Origin of the sequence: Rossellomorea sp. GAMAL-10_SWC (genome assembly GCF_049568075.1) — a bacterium.
Lineage (GTDB): Bacteria > Bacillota > Bacilli > Bacillales > Bacillaceae_G > Gottfriedia.
This window is the reverse complement of record NZ_CP144911.1, coordinates 3,136,856-3,157,495: the sequence shown is the minus strand read 5'-3', so window position 1 is coordinate 3,157,495 and position 20,640 is coordinate 3,136,856. Positions and strand designations below refer to the sequence as shown.

The 20,640-nt window shown below is 34.4% G+C and carries 21 protein-coding genes and 1 other annotated feature; of the genes, 18 read left to right on the top strand and 3 right to left on the bottom strand.

Annotation, left to right across the window (positions count from 1 at the left end; translation table 11 throughout):
• Positions 1–135 precede the first annotated feature (135 nt).
• The 6 genes from mreC (at position 136) to V5E38_RS15690 (ending at position 4,846) form a co-directional block, all read left to right on the top strand.
• Positions 136–990, top strand: a complete 855-nt coding sequence (gene mreC / locus V5E38_RS15715) for a rod shape-determining protein MreC (protein ID WP_499210700.1) — start codon at positions 136–138, stop codon at positions 988–990.
• 7 nt (positions 991–997) lie between these two features.
• Entirely contained in the window at positions 998–1,516 is a 519-nt protein-coding gene (gene mreD / locus V5E38_RS15710; RefSeq protein WP_098426875.1) for a rod shape-determining protein MreD, read from the top strand.
• A gap of 47 nt (positions 1,517–1,563) precedes the next feature.
• Complete coding sequence (gene minC / locus V5E38_RS15705; RefSeq protein WP_499213590.1) at positions 1,564–2,250, top strand: septum site-determining protein MinC; 687 nt, start codon at positions 1,564–1,566, stop codon at positions 2,248–2,250.
• Between the two features lie 2 nt (positions 2,251–2,252).
• Positions 2,253–3,047: a septum site-determining protein MinD gene (gene minD, locus V5E38_RS15700; protein ID WP_056472557.1), complete on the top strand. Its 795-nt coding sequence runs from the start codon at positions 2,253–2,255 to the stop codon at positions 3,045–3,047.
• Between the two features lie 169 nt (positions 3,048–3,216).
• Positions 3,217–3,993 (top strand): peptidoglycan DD-metalloendopeptidase family protein, encoded by a 777-nt coding sequence (locus V5E38_RS15695; protein ID WP_499210699.1) that lies wholly within the window; start codon positions 3,217–3,219, stop codon positions 3,991–3,993.
• Positions 3,986–4,846 carry a zinc metalloprotease gene (locus V5E38_RS15690; protein ID WP_499210698.1) on the top strand — a complete coding sequence of 287 codons (861 nt, stop codon included), beginning with the start codon at positions 3,986–3,988 and terminating at the stop codon, positions 4,844–4,846. The genes V5E38_RS15695 and V5E38_RS15690 overlap by 8 nt, the downstream gene beginning before the upstream one ends.
• 155 nt (positions 4,847–5,001) lie before the next feature.
• Here the strand turns inward: V5E38_RS15690 and V5E38_RS15685 are convergent, their stop codons facing one another.
• Entirely contained in the window at positions 5,002–5,568 is a 567-nt protein-coding gene (locus V5E38_RS15685; RefSeq protein ID WP_499210697.1) for a glycosyltransferase family A protein, read from the bottom strand.
• A 206-nt stretch (positions 5,569–5,774) separates the two neighbouring features.
• On the opposite strand from V5E38_RS15685, the gene V5E38_RS15680 reads away from it, so the two are divergent.
• The 6 genes from V5E38_RS15680 (at position 5,775) to obgE (ending at position 10,444) form a co-directional block, all read left to right on the top strand.
• Positions 5,775–7,232 carry a ribonuclease E/G family protein gene (locus V5E38_RS15680; RefSeq protein ID WP_499210696.1) on the top strand — a complete coding sequence of 486 codons (1,458 nt, stop codon included), beginning with the start codon at positions 5,775–5,777 and terminating at the stop codon, positions 7,230–7,232.
• A 61-nt stretch (positions 7,233–7,293) separates the two neighbouring features.
• Positions 7,294–7,371 (top strand) — a sequence feature (ribosomal protein L21 leader region).
• Between the two features lie 13 nt (positions 7,372–7,384).
• On the top strand, positions 7,385–7,693 hold the full coding sequence (gene rplU, locus V5E38_RS15675; protein ID WP_025672164.1) for a 50S ribosomal protein L21: 309 nt from the start codon (positions 7,385–7,387) through the stop codon (positions 7,691–7,693).
• Positions 7,694–7,702: 9 nt separating this feature from the next.
• Positions 7,703–8,038 (top strand): ribosomal-processing cysteine protease Prp, encoded by a 336-nt coding sequence (locus tag V5E38_RS15670; protein WP_499210695.1) that lies wholly within the window; start codon positions 7,703–7,705, stop codon positions 8,036–8,038.
• Between the two features lie 16 nt (positions 8,039–8,054).
• Positions 8,055–8,345: a 50S ribosomal protein L27 gene (rpmA, locus tag V5E38_RS15665; protein ID WP_025672162.1), complete on the top strand. Its 291-nt coding sequence runs from the start codon at positions 8,055–8,057 to the stop codon at positions 8,343–8,345.
• Between the two features lie 254 nt (positions 8,346–8,599).
• Positions 8,600–9,142, top strand: a complete 543-nt coding sequence (locus V5E38_RS15660; protein ID WP_499210694.1) for a Spo0B C-terminal domain-containing protein — start codon at positions 8,600–8,602, stop codon at positions 9,140–9,142.
• 15 nt (positions 9,143–9,157) lie between these two features.
• A complete protein-coding gene (gene obgE, locus V5E38_RS15655) occupies positions 9,158–10,444 on the top strand; it encodes a GTPase ObgE (protein WP_097978909.1) in 1,287 nt (428 codons plus the stop codon).
• 428 nt (positions 10,445–10,872) lie between these two features.
• On the opposite strand, the gene V5E38_RS15650 is transcribed toward obgE, so the two are convergent.
• Positions 10,873–11,415 (bottom strand): transcription repressor NadR, encoded by a 543-nt coding sequence (locus V5E38_RS15650; RefSeq protein ID WP_097978908.1) that lies wholly within the window; start codon positions 11,413–11,415, stop codon positions 10,873–10,875.
• An 8-nt stretch (positions 11,416–11,423) separates the two neighbouring features.
• On the bottom strand, positions 11,424–12,578 hold the full coding sequence (locus V5E38_RS15645) for an IscS subfamily cysteine desulfurase (protein ID WP_499210693.1): 1,155 nt from the start codon (positions 12,576–12,578) through the stop codon (positions 11,424–11,426).
• Between the two features lie 114 nt (positions 12,579–12,692).
• On the opposite strand from V5E38_RS15645, the gene nadB reads away from it, so the two are divergent.
• The 6 genes from nadB (at position 12,693) to V5E38_RS15615 (ending at position 20,628) form a co-directional block, all read left to right on the top strand.
• Entirely contained in the window at positions 12,693–14,174 is a 1,482-nt protein-coding gene (gene nadB, locus V5E38_RS15640; protein WP_499210692.1) for an L-aspartate oxidase, read from the top strand.
• A gap of 12 nt (positions 14,175–14,186) precedes the next feature.
• Positions 14,187–15,014, top strand: coding sequence for a carboxylating nicotinate-nucleotide diphosphorylase (gene nadC / locus V5E38_RS15635; protein ID WP_387332345.1), 828 nt, complete (start codon positions 14,187–14,189; stop codon positions 15,012–15,014).
• Positions 15,015–15,053: 39 nt separating this feature from the next.
• On the top strand, positions 15,054–16,151 hold the full coding sequence (gene nadA, locus V5E38_RS15630) for a quinolinate synthase NadA (protein ID WP_499213589.1): 1,098 nt from the start codon (positions 15,054–15,056) through the stop codon (positions 16,149–16,151).
• A 213-nt stretch (positions 16,152–16,364) separates the two neighbouring features.
• Positions 16,365–18,818: a LysM peptidoglycan-binding domain-containing protein gene (locus V5E38_RS15625; protein WP_499210691.1), complete on the top strand. Its 2,454-nt coding sequence runs from the start codon at positions 16,365–16,367 to the stop codon at positions 18,816–18,818.
• A 242-nt stretch (positions 18,819–19,060) separates the two neighbouring features.
• The gene (locus tag V5E38_RS15620) at positions 19,061–19,834 is read left to right on the top strand and encodes a YhcN/YlaJ family sporulation lipoprotein (protein WP_499210690.1); all 774 of its coding nucleotides are present in this window, start codon (positions 19,061–19,063) and stop codon (positions 19,832–19,834) included.
• Positions 19,835–20,046: 212 nt separating this feature from the next.
• Positions 20,047–20,628 carry a TetR/AcrR family transcriptional regulator gene (locus V5E38_RS15615; RefSeq protein ID WP_499210689.1) on the top strand — a complete coding sequence of 194 codons (582 nt, stop codon included), beginning with the start codon at positions 20,047–20,049 and terminating at the stop codon, positions 20,626–20,628.
• Positions 20,629–20,640: the final 12 nt, after the last annotated feature.

The window sequence follows — 20,640 nt, the reverse complement described above, 5'->3', positions numbered from 1 at the left end:
TAAAAGGTTGAACTACTAAATAAGTTCTTTAATAAGAAGATTAGTTAAAATTTGTAATCCTCACTACAATTAGTGAGGATTACATTCATGAAATCGTTAGAACAAAAAGTTGAATTGTTATAAGAGGGTGTAAGAATGCCACAATTTTTTCAAAATAAACGTTTAATGATTGTCTTAGCTGCTATTATCTTACTAGTGGCACTTCTAGGTTATTCTTTAAGAAGTAATAGAAACCTTTCAATTCCTGAGCAGTTTATTAAAGATACAGTAAGTTTGACTGAAAAAGTATTTAATAAGCCCGCACAACTTATTGCGGGTTTATTTAATAATATGGCGGACTTAAAAGATACATATGAAGAAAATCAAGTTTTGAAAAGTAAGCTCGATAAATATGTTGAATTATCTGTACGTGAGAAAGCATTAGAAAAAGAAAACAAAGAATTAAAAGACACGATTGGAATCAAAAAAAGTTTAAGTGATTATGATACATTTCAAGCTACAGTAACAATAAGAGATCCTGATAAATGGCAACAAATCATTACAATTGATAAAGGATCGATAAGTGGAATTGAAAAAGAAATGGCAGTTATCACTTCTAAAGGCTTAATTGGTAAAGTTAAAAATGTTTCTAAATTTTCATCAACTGTACAATTATTAAGTTCTTCAGATCGAACAAATCGAATTTCTGCAAAAATTCAGCAAAAAGATACGGTTTTTGGTTTGATAGAAGGTTATGATGTTGAGAAACAAGCTTTATTATTTAAACGAATTCCTTCAAATGCAAAAGTAAAAAAAGGACAAACAGTCGTGACTTCAGGTCTTGGTGGTGTTTTTCCAGCTAATCTAGTGATAGGAAAAGTTGAGGAAGTTGTTCCAGATGAACATGGGCTAACTCAAACAGCTTATATTAAACCGCAAGCAGATTTTAATGACCTAAATCATGTACTAGCTGTTAAGCGTTCAATTGATCAGCCACAGAAAGGAGAGTAATTAGTAAATGAGTAAGTATGGTTTACCTCTCCTTTTAACATTTCTGTTTATTTTAGAAAATATTTATGTATCAACTGTATCGCCAAATATTCTTGGTCACAATGCGATAATTGTTCCACATTTTTTATTTTTTGGTTTATTATTTATTACATTATATTACAATCCGAAGAAGGCGCTTATTTATGGTGTTATCTTTGGATTCATTTATGATATTGTTTATACAGAGATTATAGGTATATATTTAGCTGCTTTTCCGTTATTTATCTTTTTAATAAGTCAGGCAATTAAAATACTTTACGCGAACTTATTCGTACGAAGTATTCTTGTTTTAATATGGACAGCAGCCTTAGAATATTTAGTATACGGATTAAATGCGTTGTTCGGATTTACTAATATGAATAATACATACTTTTTAAATCATCGATTATTTCCGACATTATTACTGAATGCACTATTTATATTAATTTTTGCATATCCTTTCTCATCATTATTAAGAACGATTAGTGAAAATAATGAGGAAAAATAAAGGATTTTTCTGGTGCATGTCGAATTATACAATCGGGGTGAACACTTATCATGGAACAGAGGCAACAATATGTTACAATAAAAGGAACGAAAGATGGTCTAACACTGCACCTCGATGATACATGTTCTTTTCAAATTTTAGTAGATGAAATTGAAGAAAGACTGTCTACCCACTTGTTTGAGAGCAATGATCGTCCCTTACTTGCAGTTCGTTTAAAAATAGGAAATCGTTTTTTATCTCCCGAACAAGATGAAATTATTCGTTCAATTGTTCGTAAAAAGAATAATCTTGTGGTTGAAACAATCGAAAGTAATGTGATTTCGAAGCAAGAAGCTATTGAATGGATGAAAAGGGAGGAAATTGTACCTATTTGTAGAATGGTAAGATCCGGTCAGATTCTCCAAGTGAAAGGTGATTTACTGTTAATCGGTGATGTTAACCCAGGTGGAACTGTTATTGCGGGTGGAAATATCTTTATTATGGGTGCACTAAGAGGTACTGCTCATGCCGGTTTTAATGGTAATAGGGAGGCAGTTATTGCGGCATCAATAATGAGACCAATGCAGTTGAGAATTTGCAGCATAATGAACAGAGCACCGGATCATTATGGTGATGAAGGCAATGAGATGGAATGCGCGTATATAAACGAAGACAGCCAAATCATTGTCGATCGCATACAATTTCTGACTCATCTTAGACCTAGTTTGACAAGGTTAGAAAGGGGCATGATGTAACTGTGGGAGAGGCTATAGTAATTACATCTGGTAAAGGTGGAGTTGGTAAAACAACTACATCGGCAAATTTAGGAACAGCATTAGCGATGTTTGGAAAAAAAGTGTGCTTAATTGACACTGATATCGGCCTACGTAACTTAGACGTTGTCATGGGATTAGAAAACCGCATCGTCTATGATTTAGTGGACGTTGTTGAAGGTCGCTGTAAGACGCATCAGGCATTAATAAAGGATAAGCGTTTTGAGTGCTTATATTTATTACCTGCTGCACAAACTAGCGATAAAACTGCTGTTTCTCCTGAACAAATGAGAGAGCTTGTTGATGAATTAAAAAAAGACTATGATTATATATTAATAGATTGCCCTGCTGGTATTGAGCAAGGATATAAAAATGCAGTAGCAGGTGCAGATAAAGCGATCGTTGTCACAACTCCTGAAGTTTCTTCAATTCGTGATGCAGATCGTATTATTGGATTATTAGATCAAGAGGATATTGAGCCTCCTAAACTAGTAATCAATCGTATTAGAAGTCATATGATGGAAAATAGAGATAGCTTAGATGTTGATGAAATTACTTCAATGTTAGCTGTAGATTTAATTGGTATTGTCCAAGATGATGAAAACGTTATTAAGGCAACTAATAGTGGTGAACCTGTAGCGATGAATCCAAATTCAAAAGCTTCTATTGCATATAGAAATATTGCAAGAAGAGTACTAGGGGAATCTGTACCATTACAATCATTAGAAACTGAAAAGAGTATTTTCTTTAAAGTGAAAAAATTATTTGGTATTCGATAACACTTCGTAAAAAGCGAAGTGTTTTTCTTTTTCTATTTTTCAAAAGTCCTCTTTAATCTCTTCCAAAATACTGCCTAATAGCTTTATCCACTTTTCAAATTATCTACTCATAAGTTGTCCTATAGATTCATATAAATTAATTAACTAGTTTGCGAGGAGAGGTGACACTTTGAGTAAGCGCGTAGATGATATAAGAAAGCGGATCGCTAAACGGCGTGAACAAGAAGAAAAATGGGGAAACCCGAATCAGAATCAAATGATGAGCAAATTTCCGGTAAAAGAAGTGCAAAATACTGAGGGCGGATACACTTATACTTATGATGATTTGGTAGAAGAGCAGGGTAAGAAAATAATGAATAACTCTAACTTTATGTTTAGAAGTTTATTATGCGCGATTATTGTACTAGCTTTAGCCATCATCTTAAAAAGTAACTCACCTATGGCATCTCAAGTTCGGCATGGTCTATCACAAGTTTATGAAAGTGAATTTCAGTTTGCTTCATTACAGAAATGGTATGAAGATCGCTTTGGAAGTCCTATTGCTTTTTTACCGCAATTAAATGATCAAAAAGACAATGCTGGAAATGATAATTATGCTGTTCCTGCAAGTGGTAAAGTACTGCAAAGTTTTAAAACGGACGGCCAAGGTATATTGATTCAAACTGAAGCTAACCAAAAAGTAGAGTCAATCAAAAAAGGTCGAGTACTTTTTGTAGGAAAGAAAGATAATTTAGGAAATACGGTCATTATTCAACACGCCGATGGTTCAGAATCTTGGTACGGAAAATTAGGAACAACTAACGTAAAAGTTTATGACGAAGTGGATAGTAAAAAGGTTATCGGAACGGTATCATCTAATGATGAAGGGAATCTAGGGACTTATTATTTCGCAATTAAAATGGGGGAAAAATTTATAGATCCGAAACAGGTGATTCCATTTGAATAAATGGCTAACTCTTCCTTCCAAAATTTCTGTTCATCCACTGTATTTATTCATTGCATGTATTGGTATTATGACAGCTAATTTTTGGTCAGTATTGTTTGTATCAATTATCATTTTCTGCCACGAACTAGGTCACGCCATTGCTGCTACTTCATTTAATTGGAGAATAAATAAAATTACGCTACTTCCCTTTGGGGGGGTTGTAGATCTTGATGAACATGGAAATCGACCAACCTATGAGGAGTTTATTGTTACAATTTCTGGCCCCATTCAACATTTAACTTTATATATAATCGCTAACTTCCTATTTCAAATCAATTTAATGCCTGAAAACCTTTATACGCTTTTTATCAATTACAATCTTAGTATTCTTTGTTTTAATTTATTACCAATATGGCCATTAGACGGTGGAAAATTAATCTATCAGTTATTTTCATTGATCTTTCCGTTCGTTAAAGCTCATATATATAGCTTGTACTCATCATTTGTATTTTTATTGTTATCCTCATTACTTACAATCATCATACAGCCTATGAATATTACAATTTGGGTTTGTCTATTATTTTTAATCGTTTCCTTATGGGGAGAATGGAAAAATAGGCATTTTGTTGTTATACGATTTTTAATGGAACGGTTTTATGGAAATGAACAATATATCCAAAAAATTAAATCGATCTCCTTGAATAAAGAAACAAAATTATTTCAAGTTTTTTCTAACTTTCAAAAAGGATATAAATACAACGTCGTCTTTTCTCTTGATAAAAAAAATCAACAAATGTTAGATGAAAATGAATTATTACATGCTTACTTTACTGAGAAGAAAGCAACCTACTCGCTTGAAGAGTTAATTAGTTAGATTTCAATTATTTAATACATTTTCTATAAACTCAAGATGGCTTGATATAAAGCTATCTTTATAGAGCTGAAAATTAAAATAAGCATTCCAATAGCAAACAAAAAAAGATGGTCTCTAGGTGAGGCCATTTTTTAATTAATTTTATTCAATTATTACTATACATACCACGAGGAGTCTTTTGGAATATAGTCATAGTAATACAGTATAGAAGGGATCCTTTTTTGAATTATTATATCGTTTGAAACTCGTCTGCCCCATTCATCGTCTTCTCCAAAACTAATATTAAGAAATTTATGTGCCGAGGCAATCTTTTTTGAATAGCACATTAAATGATTTGGTTTTCGATAATAATAATTTTCATCTTCCCCATGTGCAAACTCTTTCCCATATTTACAAACTTTAGAAAATTGGTTATTAAAATTTACTAAAACGTCAAATACAACACAGTCAACATTTGGCGTTTCATTGATTGCTGAGCACAATAATTCGATATAATTTGGTTCTATCCGATCATCGTCATCTATAAAAACTACATAATCTCCTTTTGCTTGCTCAATTAGAACATTTCTCTTTTCACCAATGCTTCTTTTCTTATTTTCTAAAAGTACTAATATTTCAACTGGATATGCTTTACTCTGTTTATCTAATTCATTAATAATATTATTTAAATACCCCATTCTTTCGGGGACAGTTGAAATAAGAATTGATAGAATTATATCCATATAATCGCTCCATTCTAAATCAGGATTAAGTAAAAGAAAGGGTAATACAGGAAAAGAAAAGGGGAAAATGTAAGTGAAATCTTAATATAATATTCAATTTCTACTATTCATGTGAGTAGACGAACTAATTAGTTTGTATTAACTAGCTTTTTTCTACTTAAATGAATAAAATGTGATAGATACTATACATAGTTAGGAAGATGAATTTGAAGAAAGTTATTATGAATGTAAAACATTCAGAGAAAAGAATTGCTGTAACTGAAAATGAACAGCTAGTTGAATGGTTTTCTTCTGCAGACCAAAATACATATGTAGGAAATATATATGTAGGACAAATCCAAGAAGTAATGCCGAAATTAAATGCAATTTTTGTAAATATTGGTTTAAATAAAAATGGCTTCATGAGATTCGAAGATACAGTCGAGGGTAAAGAATCTGAAATCAATAAAGACGAATTAATAAGAAAAAAGTTCCAAAAAGGACAATATATTTTGGTTCAAGTCATAAAGGATGCGTTTGATGAGAAAGGTCCTAAGCTTACAAATAATCTTGAGTTCTCTGGTGATTACGTTGTATATTTCCCTCTTACAAAACAAGTTGCTGTTTCAAATAAAATAAAAAAAGAATCGAAACGAAATAAATTATACTCATTAGGCCGAGATTACACTAGTGAGAATGAGGGGCTAATTTTCAGATCTTCATGTGAAAATGTTGAATCAGATGTGATTTTAAATGAGTTAAAAGGCTTTCAAACATTTTATGATTCATTAAAAAATCAAAGTTTTAAAAAAATCACATGTGTATGGGAAGCGAATTCCTTGTTTACTAAGTTTTTTAAATTACATCCTAAAGATACAATCAGTGAATTAATCATTGATGATTTAGCTGCTTATAAAAATTATTTGCCTGAAGATCTTCAAATAATTAGTTATAGAGGAAATGAAAATATTTTCGTGGCATTTAAAATTGAAGAACAAATAGAGAAATCTTTTAAACAAATTGTATGGTTAAAAAATGGTTCATTTCTTCTAATCGAGCAAACTGAAGCTATGACAGTGATCGATGTAAATACAGGTAAATTTAGCGGGAAAAATAATCGTGAAGAAACTGTTTATCATACAAATAAATTAGCTGCAAATGAGATTGTTCGCCAATTAAGACTTCGTGATATTGGTGGCATGATTATTATTGATTTTATAAATATGAAGTCCGTTGAACAGCAAAAAAGTATAGGCGATCAATTAAAGGAAGCCTTTAAAAATGATCGAGCATATACAAAGCTATTTGGATTTTCTGACCTTGGTTTATTTGAACTTACACGCAAAAGAACAGCTCATTCACATATCGAAGCAACACATCAAAAGTGCCCTGAGTGTAATGGTAGTGGGCTTGTAAAAAACACAGTTCAGACAGTTTTTGAGCTAGAAAGAGCGCTTTGGGAGCTCTCAACAAGTCGTGATATTGAGGCTTTACTTGTTGAATGTAGTGAAGATGTCGCAATAGCGTTAAATGGAGATCAAAATAATCATGTACAAAGACTAGAAAAAGCAATGTTTATAAAAATCTGTTTAAAAATTTTATCTTCAAAAACACCTTTTTATAATATAGTTCGAACTGGTACGACCAAGGAAATCACCAGCTATTTAGAAGCAGTCATTAACTGAAGAAGTTGTTGACATTCGACATGCGCCATGGTAACATCATAATGTTATTGTTTGTAGCGCACCCGTGCTACAACCGCGCATAATAGGTATTAAATTGCTATTTTTAGCATGCCTATTGGTGGCGAGTCTTAGACTATTGAGGAGGTGCAATTATGTACGCAATTATTGAAACTGGTGGTAAACAAATCAAAGTTGAAGAAGGTCAAGCAATCTACATCGAAAAACTTGATACTAACGCAGGTGAAACTGTAACATTCGACAAAGTTTTATTCGTAGGTGGCGAAAACATCAAAGTTGGTAGCCCAACTGTTGAAGGAGCTACTGTAACTGCAAAAGTTGAAAAGAACGGTAAAGCTAAAAAGATTCTTGTATTCAAATACAAATCTAAAAAGAACTACCGTCGTAAGCAAGGTCATCGTCAACCTTACACTAAAGTTGTTATCGAAAAAATCAACGCTTAATTTTAAGTAATGACTAAAATAACAATTGAACGTTTAAAAGATGGACGTATAGGTTCCTTTAAAATAAGTGGACATGCATTTTTTTCTGATGCCGGAACTGACATTGTTTGTGCCGGTATATCAGCAGTTTCAGTAGGATCTGTAAATGCTTTGGAAGCAATTTGCCGTATAGATTCGGAATTAAATACAGTGATTGATGAAAAGAAAGGTTTCTTGAAGTATCAATTACCGATTGATTTAAATGAAGAAAATATGCAAAAAGCGCAACTTATCCTTGAAGCGATGATCGTATCTTTACAAACTATCGCTGCAAGTTACGGTGACTATGTCACTATAAACGAGTAAAACAGGAGGTGTAACCATGTTAAAATTAAATCTTCAGTTATTTGCTTCTAAAAAGGGAGTAGGTTCTACAAAAAACGGTCGTGACTCAATGTCAAAACGTCTTGGCGCTAAACGTGCTGATGGACAATTCGTAACTGGTGGTTCAATTCTTTACCGTCAACGCGGCACTAAGATTTATCCAGGTGTAAACGTTGGTCGTGGTGGAGATGACACATTATTTGCGAAGGTTGATGGCGTAGTTAAATTCGAACGTTTAGGCCGTGACCGCAAACAAGTAAGTGTATACCCTGTAGCTCAAGAAGCTTAAGAAACTAACTTAGAAACTCTAACCTTTTAGGTTAGAGTTTTTCTGTACTTAAGACATTTTTATTTATAATAAATTGCTATTCAACATGAAAATAGGTGTTGTTATAGCAACCTCTCAAACAATATGCTCCAAAGACTCGGCATTTTACAAGCTACAGACTAGTTTGAGACTTTCAATATGATCAATGAATTGCCGAGTCTAACTTTTTTATTACCTTCATAAATACCAAAAATGTAAACCTATAGGAGAATACAATGCAGGAGAAATGGGACGTTCTAGAGGTATTAAGACATTCACGTCATGATTGGTTAAATCGAATTCAATTAATAAAAGGATACATGGCCACAGGTCAATCTGACCAGCTAGAAGAAACGATAACAAAAATTGTCGCTGATTCTTTGAATGAAGCTAAAATTTGTTCGTTACAAATTCCAGAGTTTGCAGAATTTATCATTACCTATAACTGGAAGCCTCGTACAATTGTACTAGATTATGAAATTTTAGGGGAACCATGTTCGCTTAAAAATTTAGACGAAGTGATGACAGAATGGATTCAAAATTTTTTAGAAAAACTAGAATCTTGGGTACATATTTATGAGGAAAATTTTGTTAGTTTAACAATTGAAATAAATGATAAAACAGTTAGTTTCTTTTTTGACTTCAGAGGTAAACTAACAAAGAAAGAAGATATGTTGAAGTGGATTGTTTCATCATCAAATGACAGCTCAAAAATTAGAATGATGTCATATTTTTGTGAGACAGAAGAGTGCAGTATCGAATTTAAAATGGAAAAATAAAAGAGTGGTGGATTTATGTTTATTGATCAAGTCAAGATATATGTAAAAGGTGGAGACGGTGGAAACGGTATGGTAGCCTTCCGTCGTGAAAAATATGTTCCAAAAGGTGGCCCTGCTGGAGGAGACGGTGGTAGGGGAGCTAATGTTGTATTTAAAGTAGATGAAGGCTTAAGAACATTAATGGATTTCCGTTATAAACGTCATTTTAAAGCAGATCGTGGTCAACATGGTATGTCTAAAAATCAACATGGTAAAAATGCAGAAGATATGATTGTAAAAGTACCACCTGGGACGATTGTAACAGATGCTGATTCAGGTGAATTAATAGCTGACCTTACAATGGATGGTCAAACAGCTATTATTGCAAGAGGAGGCCGTGGAGGCCGTGGAAATAGTCGATTTGCATCGCCTGCAAATCCGGCTCCAGAAATAGCTGAAAATGGTGAGCCAGGTAAGGAAAGAAACATTAAACTAGAACTTAAAGTTTTAGCTGACGTTGGATTAGTTGGTTTCCCAAGTGTTGGTAAATCAACATTACTATCTGTTGTAAGTTCTGCTAGACCAAAAATCGCTGATTATCATTTTACAACTATTGTTCCTAATTTAGGTGTTGTAGAAACAGAAGATAATCGAAGTTTTGTAATGGCCGATTTACCAGGGTTAATTGAAGGAGCACATCAAGGCGTTGGACTTGGGCATCAATTCCTACGTCATATTGAAAGAACACGTGTAATTGTTCATGTAATTGATATGTCAGGTCTTGAAGGCAGAGACCCGTATGAAGATTACTTAACAATTAATCAAGAGCTAAAAGAATATAATTTACGTTTAACTGAACGACCTCAAGTAGTCGTTGCAAATAAAATGGATATTCCAGAAGCTGAAGAAAACTTAATTAAGTTTAAAGAACAAGTTGGAGATGAAGTTCAAATTTTCCCAATTTCTGCGGTAACACGTCAAGGTTTACGTGATTTATTATTTACAGTTGCAGATTTAGTTGAAACAACTCCAGAATTCCCACTTCATGACGAAGAGGAAGATAAACCATTACGAGTTCTTTATAAATATCAAAAAGAAGAACCTACTTTTGAGATTACTCGTGAAAGTGATGGAACGTTCGTCGTTAAAGGTGAAGAGCTTGAAAAACTATTCAAAATGACTAACTTTGAACGTGAAGAGTCAATTCGTCGATTTGCACGTCAAATGCGTGGAATGGGGATTGATGAAGCACTACGTCAACGTGGCGCGAAAAACGGAGATATCGTTAAAATTTCTGAATACGAATTCGAATTTATCGATTAATAATTCCTATATAAAAAGAGGGTGTCCAAATTTTGGGCACCCTCTTTCTTATTTATTCATAAATAGGTAACTAAAAAGCGAACTGCAAATAAATTTGGAGAATCGCAATTAACATTGTTAAAATAGCAGTTAAACTTGGCAAAACAGCAAATAAATTTCCAATAATCGCAAATAAGATAAAGTTTTACCCATACTAGTAAAGGTATACTGATTTCACATTGTACAAAAATAAGACCCTTATAAAGGGAAAGAAGCAATTTTACTCCTATTTCGATTGAAAATTGATTAAAGCTTGCTGAAATGACCATCCACAAGATCGAAAACTTCAACTACAATTTAAAGTCTAACTAAGATACCCCTGCTCAAAATAAAAAAAGGATGCCCATATGTCCATTTCCTTGACATATGAGACACTCCTTATTGTTCACTTATGGCATGTCTACTAAAAAACCTTCAGTTTTTAATTGTAAGATTGCACTTTCAAGCTGCTGTTCACTATCTGCCTCTATCGTATGAAGATGTGTTCCATTTGTTAAATTTGACAGTGGGACAGAGCTCGTTTCTCCCATTTTTTGAAGGAATAAGCTTATATCATAACGGTTCGCAATTTGTAATTGGGCTGTGATATATCCATAGACGGGATGTTCAACCATTACATCCTTAACAGTAACACCGTGATCGACTAATATTTCTAGTTCTTTTTGAGTGTCTTCAGCTGTATGGTGACAAATGATTACTTTTCTAATTTTGTCGGTTTCCTTATTAGGATGTATATAAATATAGCCTTGTGCAGTTGCTAGTATAGGCTCATTTTTCGCTTTTAAAAGTGTAATATCACCTACGACAACTTGTCGACTAACATTTGCTCTTTTAGCTAAGGAATTGCCTGATAAGGGCGACTCAGACTCCTTTAACCATTGTAAAACTTTCTTTCTTCTTTCTTCCCCTAAAAGTTTTTTATTCATTTTAATTTCCTCGATTAAAAATTTTGATTAATGATTAATTTTAACACAGACGAAAATTTGACTAAGTCTTCTTCTGTTGTATGTTTTCCGATTGAAACTCTGAAGAATTGTTTTGCCTCATGGGGGTCTCTTCCAATTGCTAACATTGTTTCTGAAGGTTTTTGCATACCAATTGCACAAGCACTTCCCGTTGAAATGGCAAATTGATGTCGATTACATTCAAGCATAACAAACTGACCTTCAAGTCCAATGATCCTCATTCCAATTATATTTGGAATATACTCTCCATCAGAACCTTCAAATTTTACAAGATGTTGAACATCTTGTAATTGTGATTTTAAAACATTTTTTAAATAGAGACATCTCTTTTGCTCTTCATCTTGATTTTTTATTATATGACCAGCTGCTGTTACAAATGATGCAATTGCTGGGACATTAACAGTACCGGGGCGTATCCCACTTTCATGAGATGTACCGGGATAGATTGGTTGACAAGTTAATTTAGGATTTAAATAAAGGGCTCCGATCCCTTTTGGTCCATATAATTTATGACCTGAAATACTCAGACTAGAAATTTCATATTTTGAGACATCAATTGTTATTTTTCCAAATGATTGTACACAATCGCAATGAAGTAAAATATTTGATGAATTAAATAAATTTGCAATCTCGTTAATCGGTTGAATAGCTCCAATTTCAGAATTTACATGTTGAAAAATGCCCAATATAGTATCTTCACGAATTGCATTTTCAATTACTTCTAAAGAGATAATCCCGCTATTTGTAACTGGCAAATAAGAAACTTCATATCCTTGTTCTTCCAGTACTTTTAAATAATTACTTATTGAAGAATGCTCTAATGTTGTGGTTAGTATGTGTTTTCCGACTTTTTTTGTACTCTTCAAGAGGGTTTGAATAGCAATTAAATTTGATTCAGTTCCTCCACTTGTAAAGTAAATTGAAGCGGGGCTAGCATTTATAAAGCCTGCTAATTGCTTGCGGCATGCTTCAAGTAACAGTGATGCCTTTGAGCCAATATCATGTAAACTTCGCTCATTTCCAAAGTAATTTTTAGAGGCAGTGATAAATGTCTCAATGGCTTCTTCACTCATTGGAGTTGTTGCAGCATAGTCTAAATAAATCAAATTAAAGTCTCCTTTTTTACTCATTAAAAAAAAATTTCTTGTCATTAGTTTAAATATATGTAAATATAGGTGTCAAGACAGCTTTTTTATCTATAAGATAAAATTTAAATAGATGTACTGTAAATGGAGGGGGCAACTATGCGAACTGCAGACGTTGTCATTATTGGCAGTGGGATTGCTGCTTTAATGGCTGCTGAGGAAATTTGTCAGTCTAAAAATGTGATTCTATTCACAAAGAAAAAAATTTGGGACAGCAATTCGATGCTTGCACAAGGTGGAATTGCAGCTGTAATGTCTGATGATGATTCTTGGGAACTTCATAAACAAGATACGCTCGAAGCGGGTTGTAATGTAAATAATATAGAAGCAGTAGAAGAACTAGTAAAGAACGGAACAACGTCTATGAAGGATCTTGTTTCTATTGGCATGGAGTTTGATAAAGATGAATTAGGTCAATTTCATCTTGGTAGAGAAGGAGCGCATCGGAAAAATAGAATTTTACATTCTGGCGGAGATGCCACTGGAAAGCATTTAGTTGAAACTATCTATGCTCGGTTAAAAGATAAAATAACGATTATAGAACATGAAATGGTAATTGATTTAATCATACAAGATGGAATATGTAAGGGTGTTTATATACTTAATGAAAATGGGGAATTAGAATCCTGTTTTGCAAACACAACACTTTTGGCAACTGGCGGTATTGGGGCAATGTATCAATTTAGTTCCAATAATAGGGCCATAACCGGAGATGGAATTGCTATGGCATTTCGAGCAGGTTGTGAGATGGCAGATTTGGAGTTTATTCAATTTCATCCAACCATGCTTTACATTAATGGGGCATGTAAAGGTCTAGTATCAGAAGCTGTTAGAGGCGAAGGAGCTTTTTTAGTTACGAAAACTGGTCGTCGCATTATGAAAGGAATTCATCCTTTTGAAGATTTAGCACCAAGAGATGTTGTTAGTAGGGCGATTTTTAATGAAATGCAAAACGGGGAAGAAATCTATTTATCGATTGAAATGATTGATGGATTTGAACAACGTTTTCCAACAATTACTGCCAATCTTATTAATAATGGAATTGATCTAGAAAAAGGATTGATTCCTGTTGTTCCTGGCGCACATTTCCACATGGGTGGGGTAAAGACATCTGCAAATGGAGAAACGACAATACCTGGATTGTATGCAGTAGGAGAGGTTGCTTGTACAGGTGTGCATGGTGCAAATCGACTCGCAAGTAATTCTTTATTGGAAGGGATTGTGTTTGGTAAAAAGGTTGCGAAATTTATTGCTGACCTTCCTTTAGCTAAAATAAATGAGAATCTGCCAAAATACATGTTACCAAGATTTAGAACATTACCTACAAAAGATGAAATTAAAGAAATAATGATGAAGTATATCGGTATTGTAAGAAAAGAAGACGATTTAACTAAAGCAATCACCTATTTTTCTTACTTCTTAGAATCTAAAACAGTTGATACACGCCCGATGAACAAAGAGGAAATAGAAAGATACAATATGCTAATTACTGGAAAACTAATAGCAGAAGCTGCAATAAGAAGAAAAGAAAGCATCGGCTCACATTTTATAGAATATATCGATCAAACAGCTAATATTTGAGGAGAGAAATGCATGAATACATTAAAAGCTAAAAAAATGATTGAGCAATTTTTACTAGAGGATATTGGAGAAGGAGATCTATCCTCAATTCATATTTTTCCAATGCATGAAAGAACAACTGGAAAAGTACTTGCAAAAGCAGATGGAGTAATTGCTGGTACTGATTTAATCGAAATAACTTATAAATTACTTCATGAAGATATAAAAGTAACACTGCACGTTAAAGATGGTGAAACTGTTCAGGCAGGGCAGCTCCTTGCGGAAGTAGAAGGACCAGTTCAAGTGTTATTATCAGGTGAAAGAGTTATGCTTAATCTTTTACAACGAATGAGTGGGATTGCAACGCTTACTTCAAAAGCAGTTGAAACATTAAACGACGAGAAAATCAAACTTGTTGATACAAGAAAAACGATGCCAGGTTTACGTTTGTTTGATAAGTATGCAGTTACTTGTGGTGGAGGCTCAAACCATCGTTTCGGCTTATATGATGCAGTGATGCTGAAAGATAATCATATTGCTTACGCAGGTTCAATTAAAAATGCAGTAGATTCATTACGTCATAAATTAGGTCATATGGTCAAAATTGAAGTCGAGACAGAAAACAAAGATCAAGTTCTTCAAGCCATTGAAGCTGGTGCAGATGTCATTATGTTTGATAATCGTACTCCAGATGAAATAAAAGAATTCGTTAAGCTTGTTCCAGAAACGATTGTAACAGAAGCTTCTGGTGGAATTACTTTAGATAATTTAGCAAGTTTTCAAAACTGTGGTGTAAATGTTATTTCTTTAGGCTGTTTAACACATTCGGCAAAAGCATTAGATATAAGCTTCTACTTGTAATAAAGAGGGATTGGAGTGGGGACAATGAACGTTTTAGATATGATACAAAAAAATGAAGGATATCAAATTCCTGATGAATACTATACATTATCAACTGAGGAAATGGAAAAAAGAGTAAAAGATATAAAAGAGAGATTAGGTGATGCTCTTTTCATTCCAGGTCATCATTATCAAAAGGAAGAAGTTGTAGTTTTTTCAGATTCGACTGGAGATTCTCTACAACTTGCTCAAGTTGCTGCTAATAATAAAAAAGCGAAATATATCGTATTCTGTGGTGTACATTTTATGGCAGAGACCGCAGATATTTTAACAGAAGACGAACAGATTGTTATTTTACCTGATATGAGAGCAGGCTGTTCAATGGCAGATATGGCAGATCACCATCAAACTGATCGTGCATGGGTAGAGTTACAGAAGCTTTTCGGAGACACAATTTTACCGTTAACATATGTTAATTCAACTGCTGCTATTAAAGCGTTTGTCGGTAGAAATGATGGAGCAACCGTAACATCATCTAATGCTAAAAAAGTTGTTTCGTGGGCTTTTACACAAAAGGAACGTATTTTGTTCCTACCCGATCAACATTTAGGTAGAAACACAGCATTTGAATTAGGTGTACCGTTAGAGCATATGGCGATTTGGAATCCAATAACGGACACTTTAGAATATGAGGGTGATGATCTAAATAACATCAAAGTAATACTTTGGAAAGGTCACTGCTCTGTTCATGAGAATTTTACAGTGAAAAATATTGAGAATGTACGAAAAAATCATCCAGATATGAGAATTATTGTGCATCCAGAATGTTCTAGAGAAGTTGTAGCAGCAAGTGATGACAATGGATCTACTAAATATATTATTGACCAAATTGAAGCTGCTCCTGCAGGAAGTAAATGGGCAATTGGAACTGAAATGAACCTAGTTCAAAGAATTATTAAAAATCATCCTGATAAGGAGATCATTTCATTAAATCCGTTTATGTGTCCTTGCTTAACGATGAATCGTATCGATTTACCACATTTATTATGGTCTTTAGAAAATATCGAAAAAGGTAACATTCAAAATATTATTACAGTAGATAAGCAAACTGCAAAAGATGCAGTTAAAGCATTAGATAAAATGCTTGAGCTTGCTTAAAAATTAAATAGCAAAAAAATTAAAATCATTTAGTTCATTCTGAGCTAAATGATTTTTTTTATAGAAAAAACAAGAATAAAGTAAATACTTATACAAGCTTACTCGTCATAAATTAAAATACCTTCTATCATAAATACAAATATTCAGACATACATTGTTGTGAGGTACTAATGTACAATCCAACGTAGAGGCAATTGGTCAGGAGGGGAAAAGGTGAGAATTCACATAGTAATAAAGGGCGATACCCTTAAGAGCATTGCTCAAAAATATAACATCGACTACGAAGAGATAGTTAAATTAAATGCCCAACTAAGTAATCCAGATATGATCTATCCTGGCATGAAAATAAAAGTGCCAGAAAGGGGAGAAAAACCAGCCCCAATAGGTTCTAAAAAGGAGGTACAGCAACCTAAACCAAGTGTTGCTTTGGAGGTAGAAGAAGGAAATGTTCAACCTGTAGCACAGACACAACCTGCTGTCATGCCGAATACAAAGCCTGTTGATAATAATTTGAATATTAATGTAGAGGTTACACCGACAGTAAAACCTGTAATTCAGGTACCTATTCCACCTGCGAAACCGACTGTATCACCTGCGACAAATAATGCGAATCAACAAGTATCTCCTGTTCAAACTGGAAAACCAAATGCGAACATACCGCAAGTTGTTTCGCCAGTGGCAGTTAAAAATCCGATAAATGATAATAAATCAAATGTGAACACCAAGGGAGGACAAAGCATGTCAGAGAAAAAGAACTACTTCCCAGGATCATTAGTTTCTCCGTCAACACCAACTCCGCAAGTATCGCCAGCGGAAACAGGAAAACCAAATCAACAAGTATCGCCTGTATCAACAGGAAAACCAAATCAACAAGTATCACCAGTATCAACAGGAAAACCAAATGTGCAAGTATCACCAGTATCAACAGGAAAACCAAATGTGCAAGTATCACCAATATCAACAGGAAAACCAAAAGAGCAAGTATTACCTGTAGCAACAGGAAAACCGAATATGCAAGTATCACCAGTATCTACAGGGAAACCAAACATGCAAGTATCACCAGTATCAACTGGAAAGCCGAATATGCAAGTATCACCAGTATCAACAGGGAAACCAAATATGCAAGTGTCACCAGTATCAACAGGAAAACCAAATATGCAAGTATCACCAGTATCAACAGGAAAACCGAATATGCAAGTATCGCCAGTGGCAACAGGAAAGCCAAATGCGCAAGTATCACCAGTAGCTACTAATAAAGCCCAAACATTACCAGCGTTTATGGGACCGAATGCACCACAAACACTACCAGCATACGCAGGACCGAATGTACCGCAAACATTACCAGCGTATGTAGGACCAAATCCAAACGCAGCTCAAACGCTACCAGCATATGTAGGACCGAATCCAAACGCAGCCCAAACATTACCAGCATATATGGGACCAAATCCAAACGCAGCCCAAACATTACCAGCATATGTAGGACCAAACCCAAACGCAGCCCAAACGTTACCAGCATATATGGGACCAAATGAAAACTTCCCACAAACAATGCCGGCATATATGGGACCAAACGCAAACTTCCCACAAACAATGCCAGCATATATGGGACCAAACGCAAACTTCCCACAAACATTACCAGCATATATGGGACCAAACGCAAACTTCCCACAAACATTACCAGCATATATGGGACCAAACGCAAACTTCCCACAAACATTACCAGCATATATGGGACCAAATGCTGGATACCCATATTATCCACGTGGAGAAGGAGGGGCATTACCAACATTACCGAGTTTTGGAGCTATGCCGATGTTGCCAGGATCTGGAGAAGCACCAGGAGTGACTGGAGGAGCACCAGGAGCACCAGGAGCACCAGGAGCACCAGGAGCACCAGGAGCACCAGGAGCACCAGTTCCGCCAACTGCGATGCCAATGCCATTACCAGCGCCAATGCCAGGAAATACTGGGCAAACAATGCCATCGTATATGGGACCAAATCCAAATACAGGGCAAACACTACCAGCATATATGGGACCGAATCCAAATTTAGCGCAAACATTACCGGCATACATGGGACCGAGCGGAAACTTCCCACAAACATTACCAGCATATATGGGACCAAATGAAAACTTCCCAGCAACAATGCCGGCATATATGGGACCAAATGAAAACTTCCCAGCAACACTACCAGCATATATGGGACCAAACGCAAACTTCCCAGCAACACTACCAGCATATATGGGACCAAATGAAAACTTCCCAGCAACAATGCCAGCATATATGGGACCAAACGCAAACTTCCCAGCAACACTACCAGCATATATGGGACCAAATGAAAACTTCCCAGCAACAATGCCAGCATATATGGGACCAAACGCAAACTTCCCAGCAACAATGCCAGCATATATGGGACCAAACGCAAACTTCCCGCAAACATTGCCAGCGTATATGGGACCAAATGAAAACTTCCCACAAACATTGCCTGCTATGGACTATCCAAAGTTCCAAGGCGCACCAGTTGCTACACCGTATGCTACTGGACCGACTCCAATGTATCGTGATGCATCAGAACCTTATTTTGATCCAAATTCGCAATTATTTACTCCTTATGCACAAAATCAGTCTTCATACGGAGTGCCATATTTCGAGGAAGATGAACAATAAAGAATTTTATTTAAAAAGGCGATTAATTTTTAATCGTCTTTTTTTTATTTTCTATTTCAATACAGGAATTAATTGGTGTAGAAATTAAATTCTCATGAAACAGCCTTTAAAGGCTACTTTTTTACTTAAAATGAGTTTCCAACCATCAATTAACAATTTAAAATCCACCTAAAAAGGTCAACCTAACTTTGTAATACAACTTTAGTATTACAATTGGCTGTAATTAAAGGGAGGGTTTTATATTGAATAAAAAAGGTCTTATCGTTGCTACAGGTACGGTGCTAACAGCTATAACATTATCTGCTTGTGGAACAAACAATAATGCCATGAATGACCATAAAAGAAATGTTGGTTATGAAAAAGTAAACTTCAATAGACCGACAAACCCTTATGCTGTTAATGATCGTTATGAAAACGTAAACTATCCTAATAACCAAGATTATTTCACAAAGAAAAATAATCACTACGGAAATGATCGTATAAATGAAGGTTTAAGTAGTGAGTATTCTAATGATGGCGTAATCCATGATGGAACATATGGAAGAAATGTTAACAATATGAATAGAAACTACACGATGGATCAAGTTCGTTATAATAACGATTTAAACACAGCTCCTCTTGTACCATATACAAATATTAGTACAAATACTAATATGAATGCTGGTGAACGAAAGTTTGCTGACCAAATTTCTAAACGAGTAGAACAAATGTCAAATGTTGCCAAAGCAAACACGGTAGCTGTTGGTGATCAAGTTCTAGTTGCAGTAGATTTAGTAAATAAAAATGTTGATGAAAGCGCATTTAGATCTAAAATCAAAGACGCTTTATCACCATACACGAGTGGTAAAAAAGTATATGTAACATTCGATGGTACAATAAGAAATAATTTAAATAACATTACAAATAATGTTCCTAATGCCACTAAAAATGTATTATACGATACAAAAGAAAATGTTAAACATATGTATCGTAATGTAAAAAATGATGTTAAGGATGCAACTAATCCAAACCGATAAAAACAAATTTTTACATTGAAAAGGAAGAAGCCCTTGCTTCTTCCTTTTTTTAAGTGTTCAGGTTTTTGGGGTTGGATTTTATCAAGTTTAGTTACTATTAGTTCTTAGAATAGTTAAATAATTCGTTTGATGAGGGTTAAACAATATGGTAAAGTGATTTTTATATTGACCAAAAGTTCGAAGTGGTCAATTGGTTAAAAAGAGAATTTGAGGTGAGTTTTTTGAAAAAGCAAAATATTTTACAAGCTGCCACAAAGTCATTTACCATCTTTGGCTATAAAGCAACTACAATGAGTCAAATCGCAAAACAGGCAAATGTTGGAAAGGGAACAATCTATACTTTCTTCAAAAATAAAGAAGAGTTGTTTGATGAAATCATCAATAATTTGATTACTGAAATGAAATTTTTAGCAGAACAATCCATTCGTGATGAAGATTCATTCATCGAAAAAGCACATAAAGGAATTGAAGTTTTTATTGCCTTTCATAATGAACATGAATTAACAATAAAGTTACTTCAGGAACAAAAAGAAATGGGAACAACTATCGTACATGATGCTTTAAGACGATTGAATCATTCAATCATTCTCTACATACAGAAAAAAATTGAAGAGGCAATTGCAAAGAAAGAAATTGTTGAATGTGATCCCGAAATAACCGCTTTAGTAATGTTTCGACTTTATACCACACTTAAAATCGATTGGGAGAAAGAGCACGAAGCACTAAGTCCTAAAAAAATTACTGAGTTATTTAACTTTTATATCCTAAATGGTTTATCAAAAGGGCATGATTAAGGGTTAGGGGAT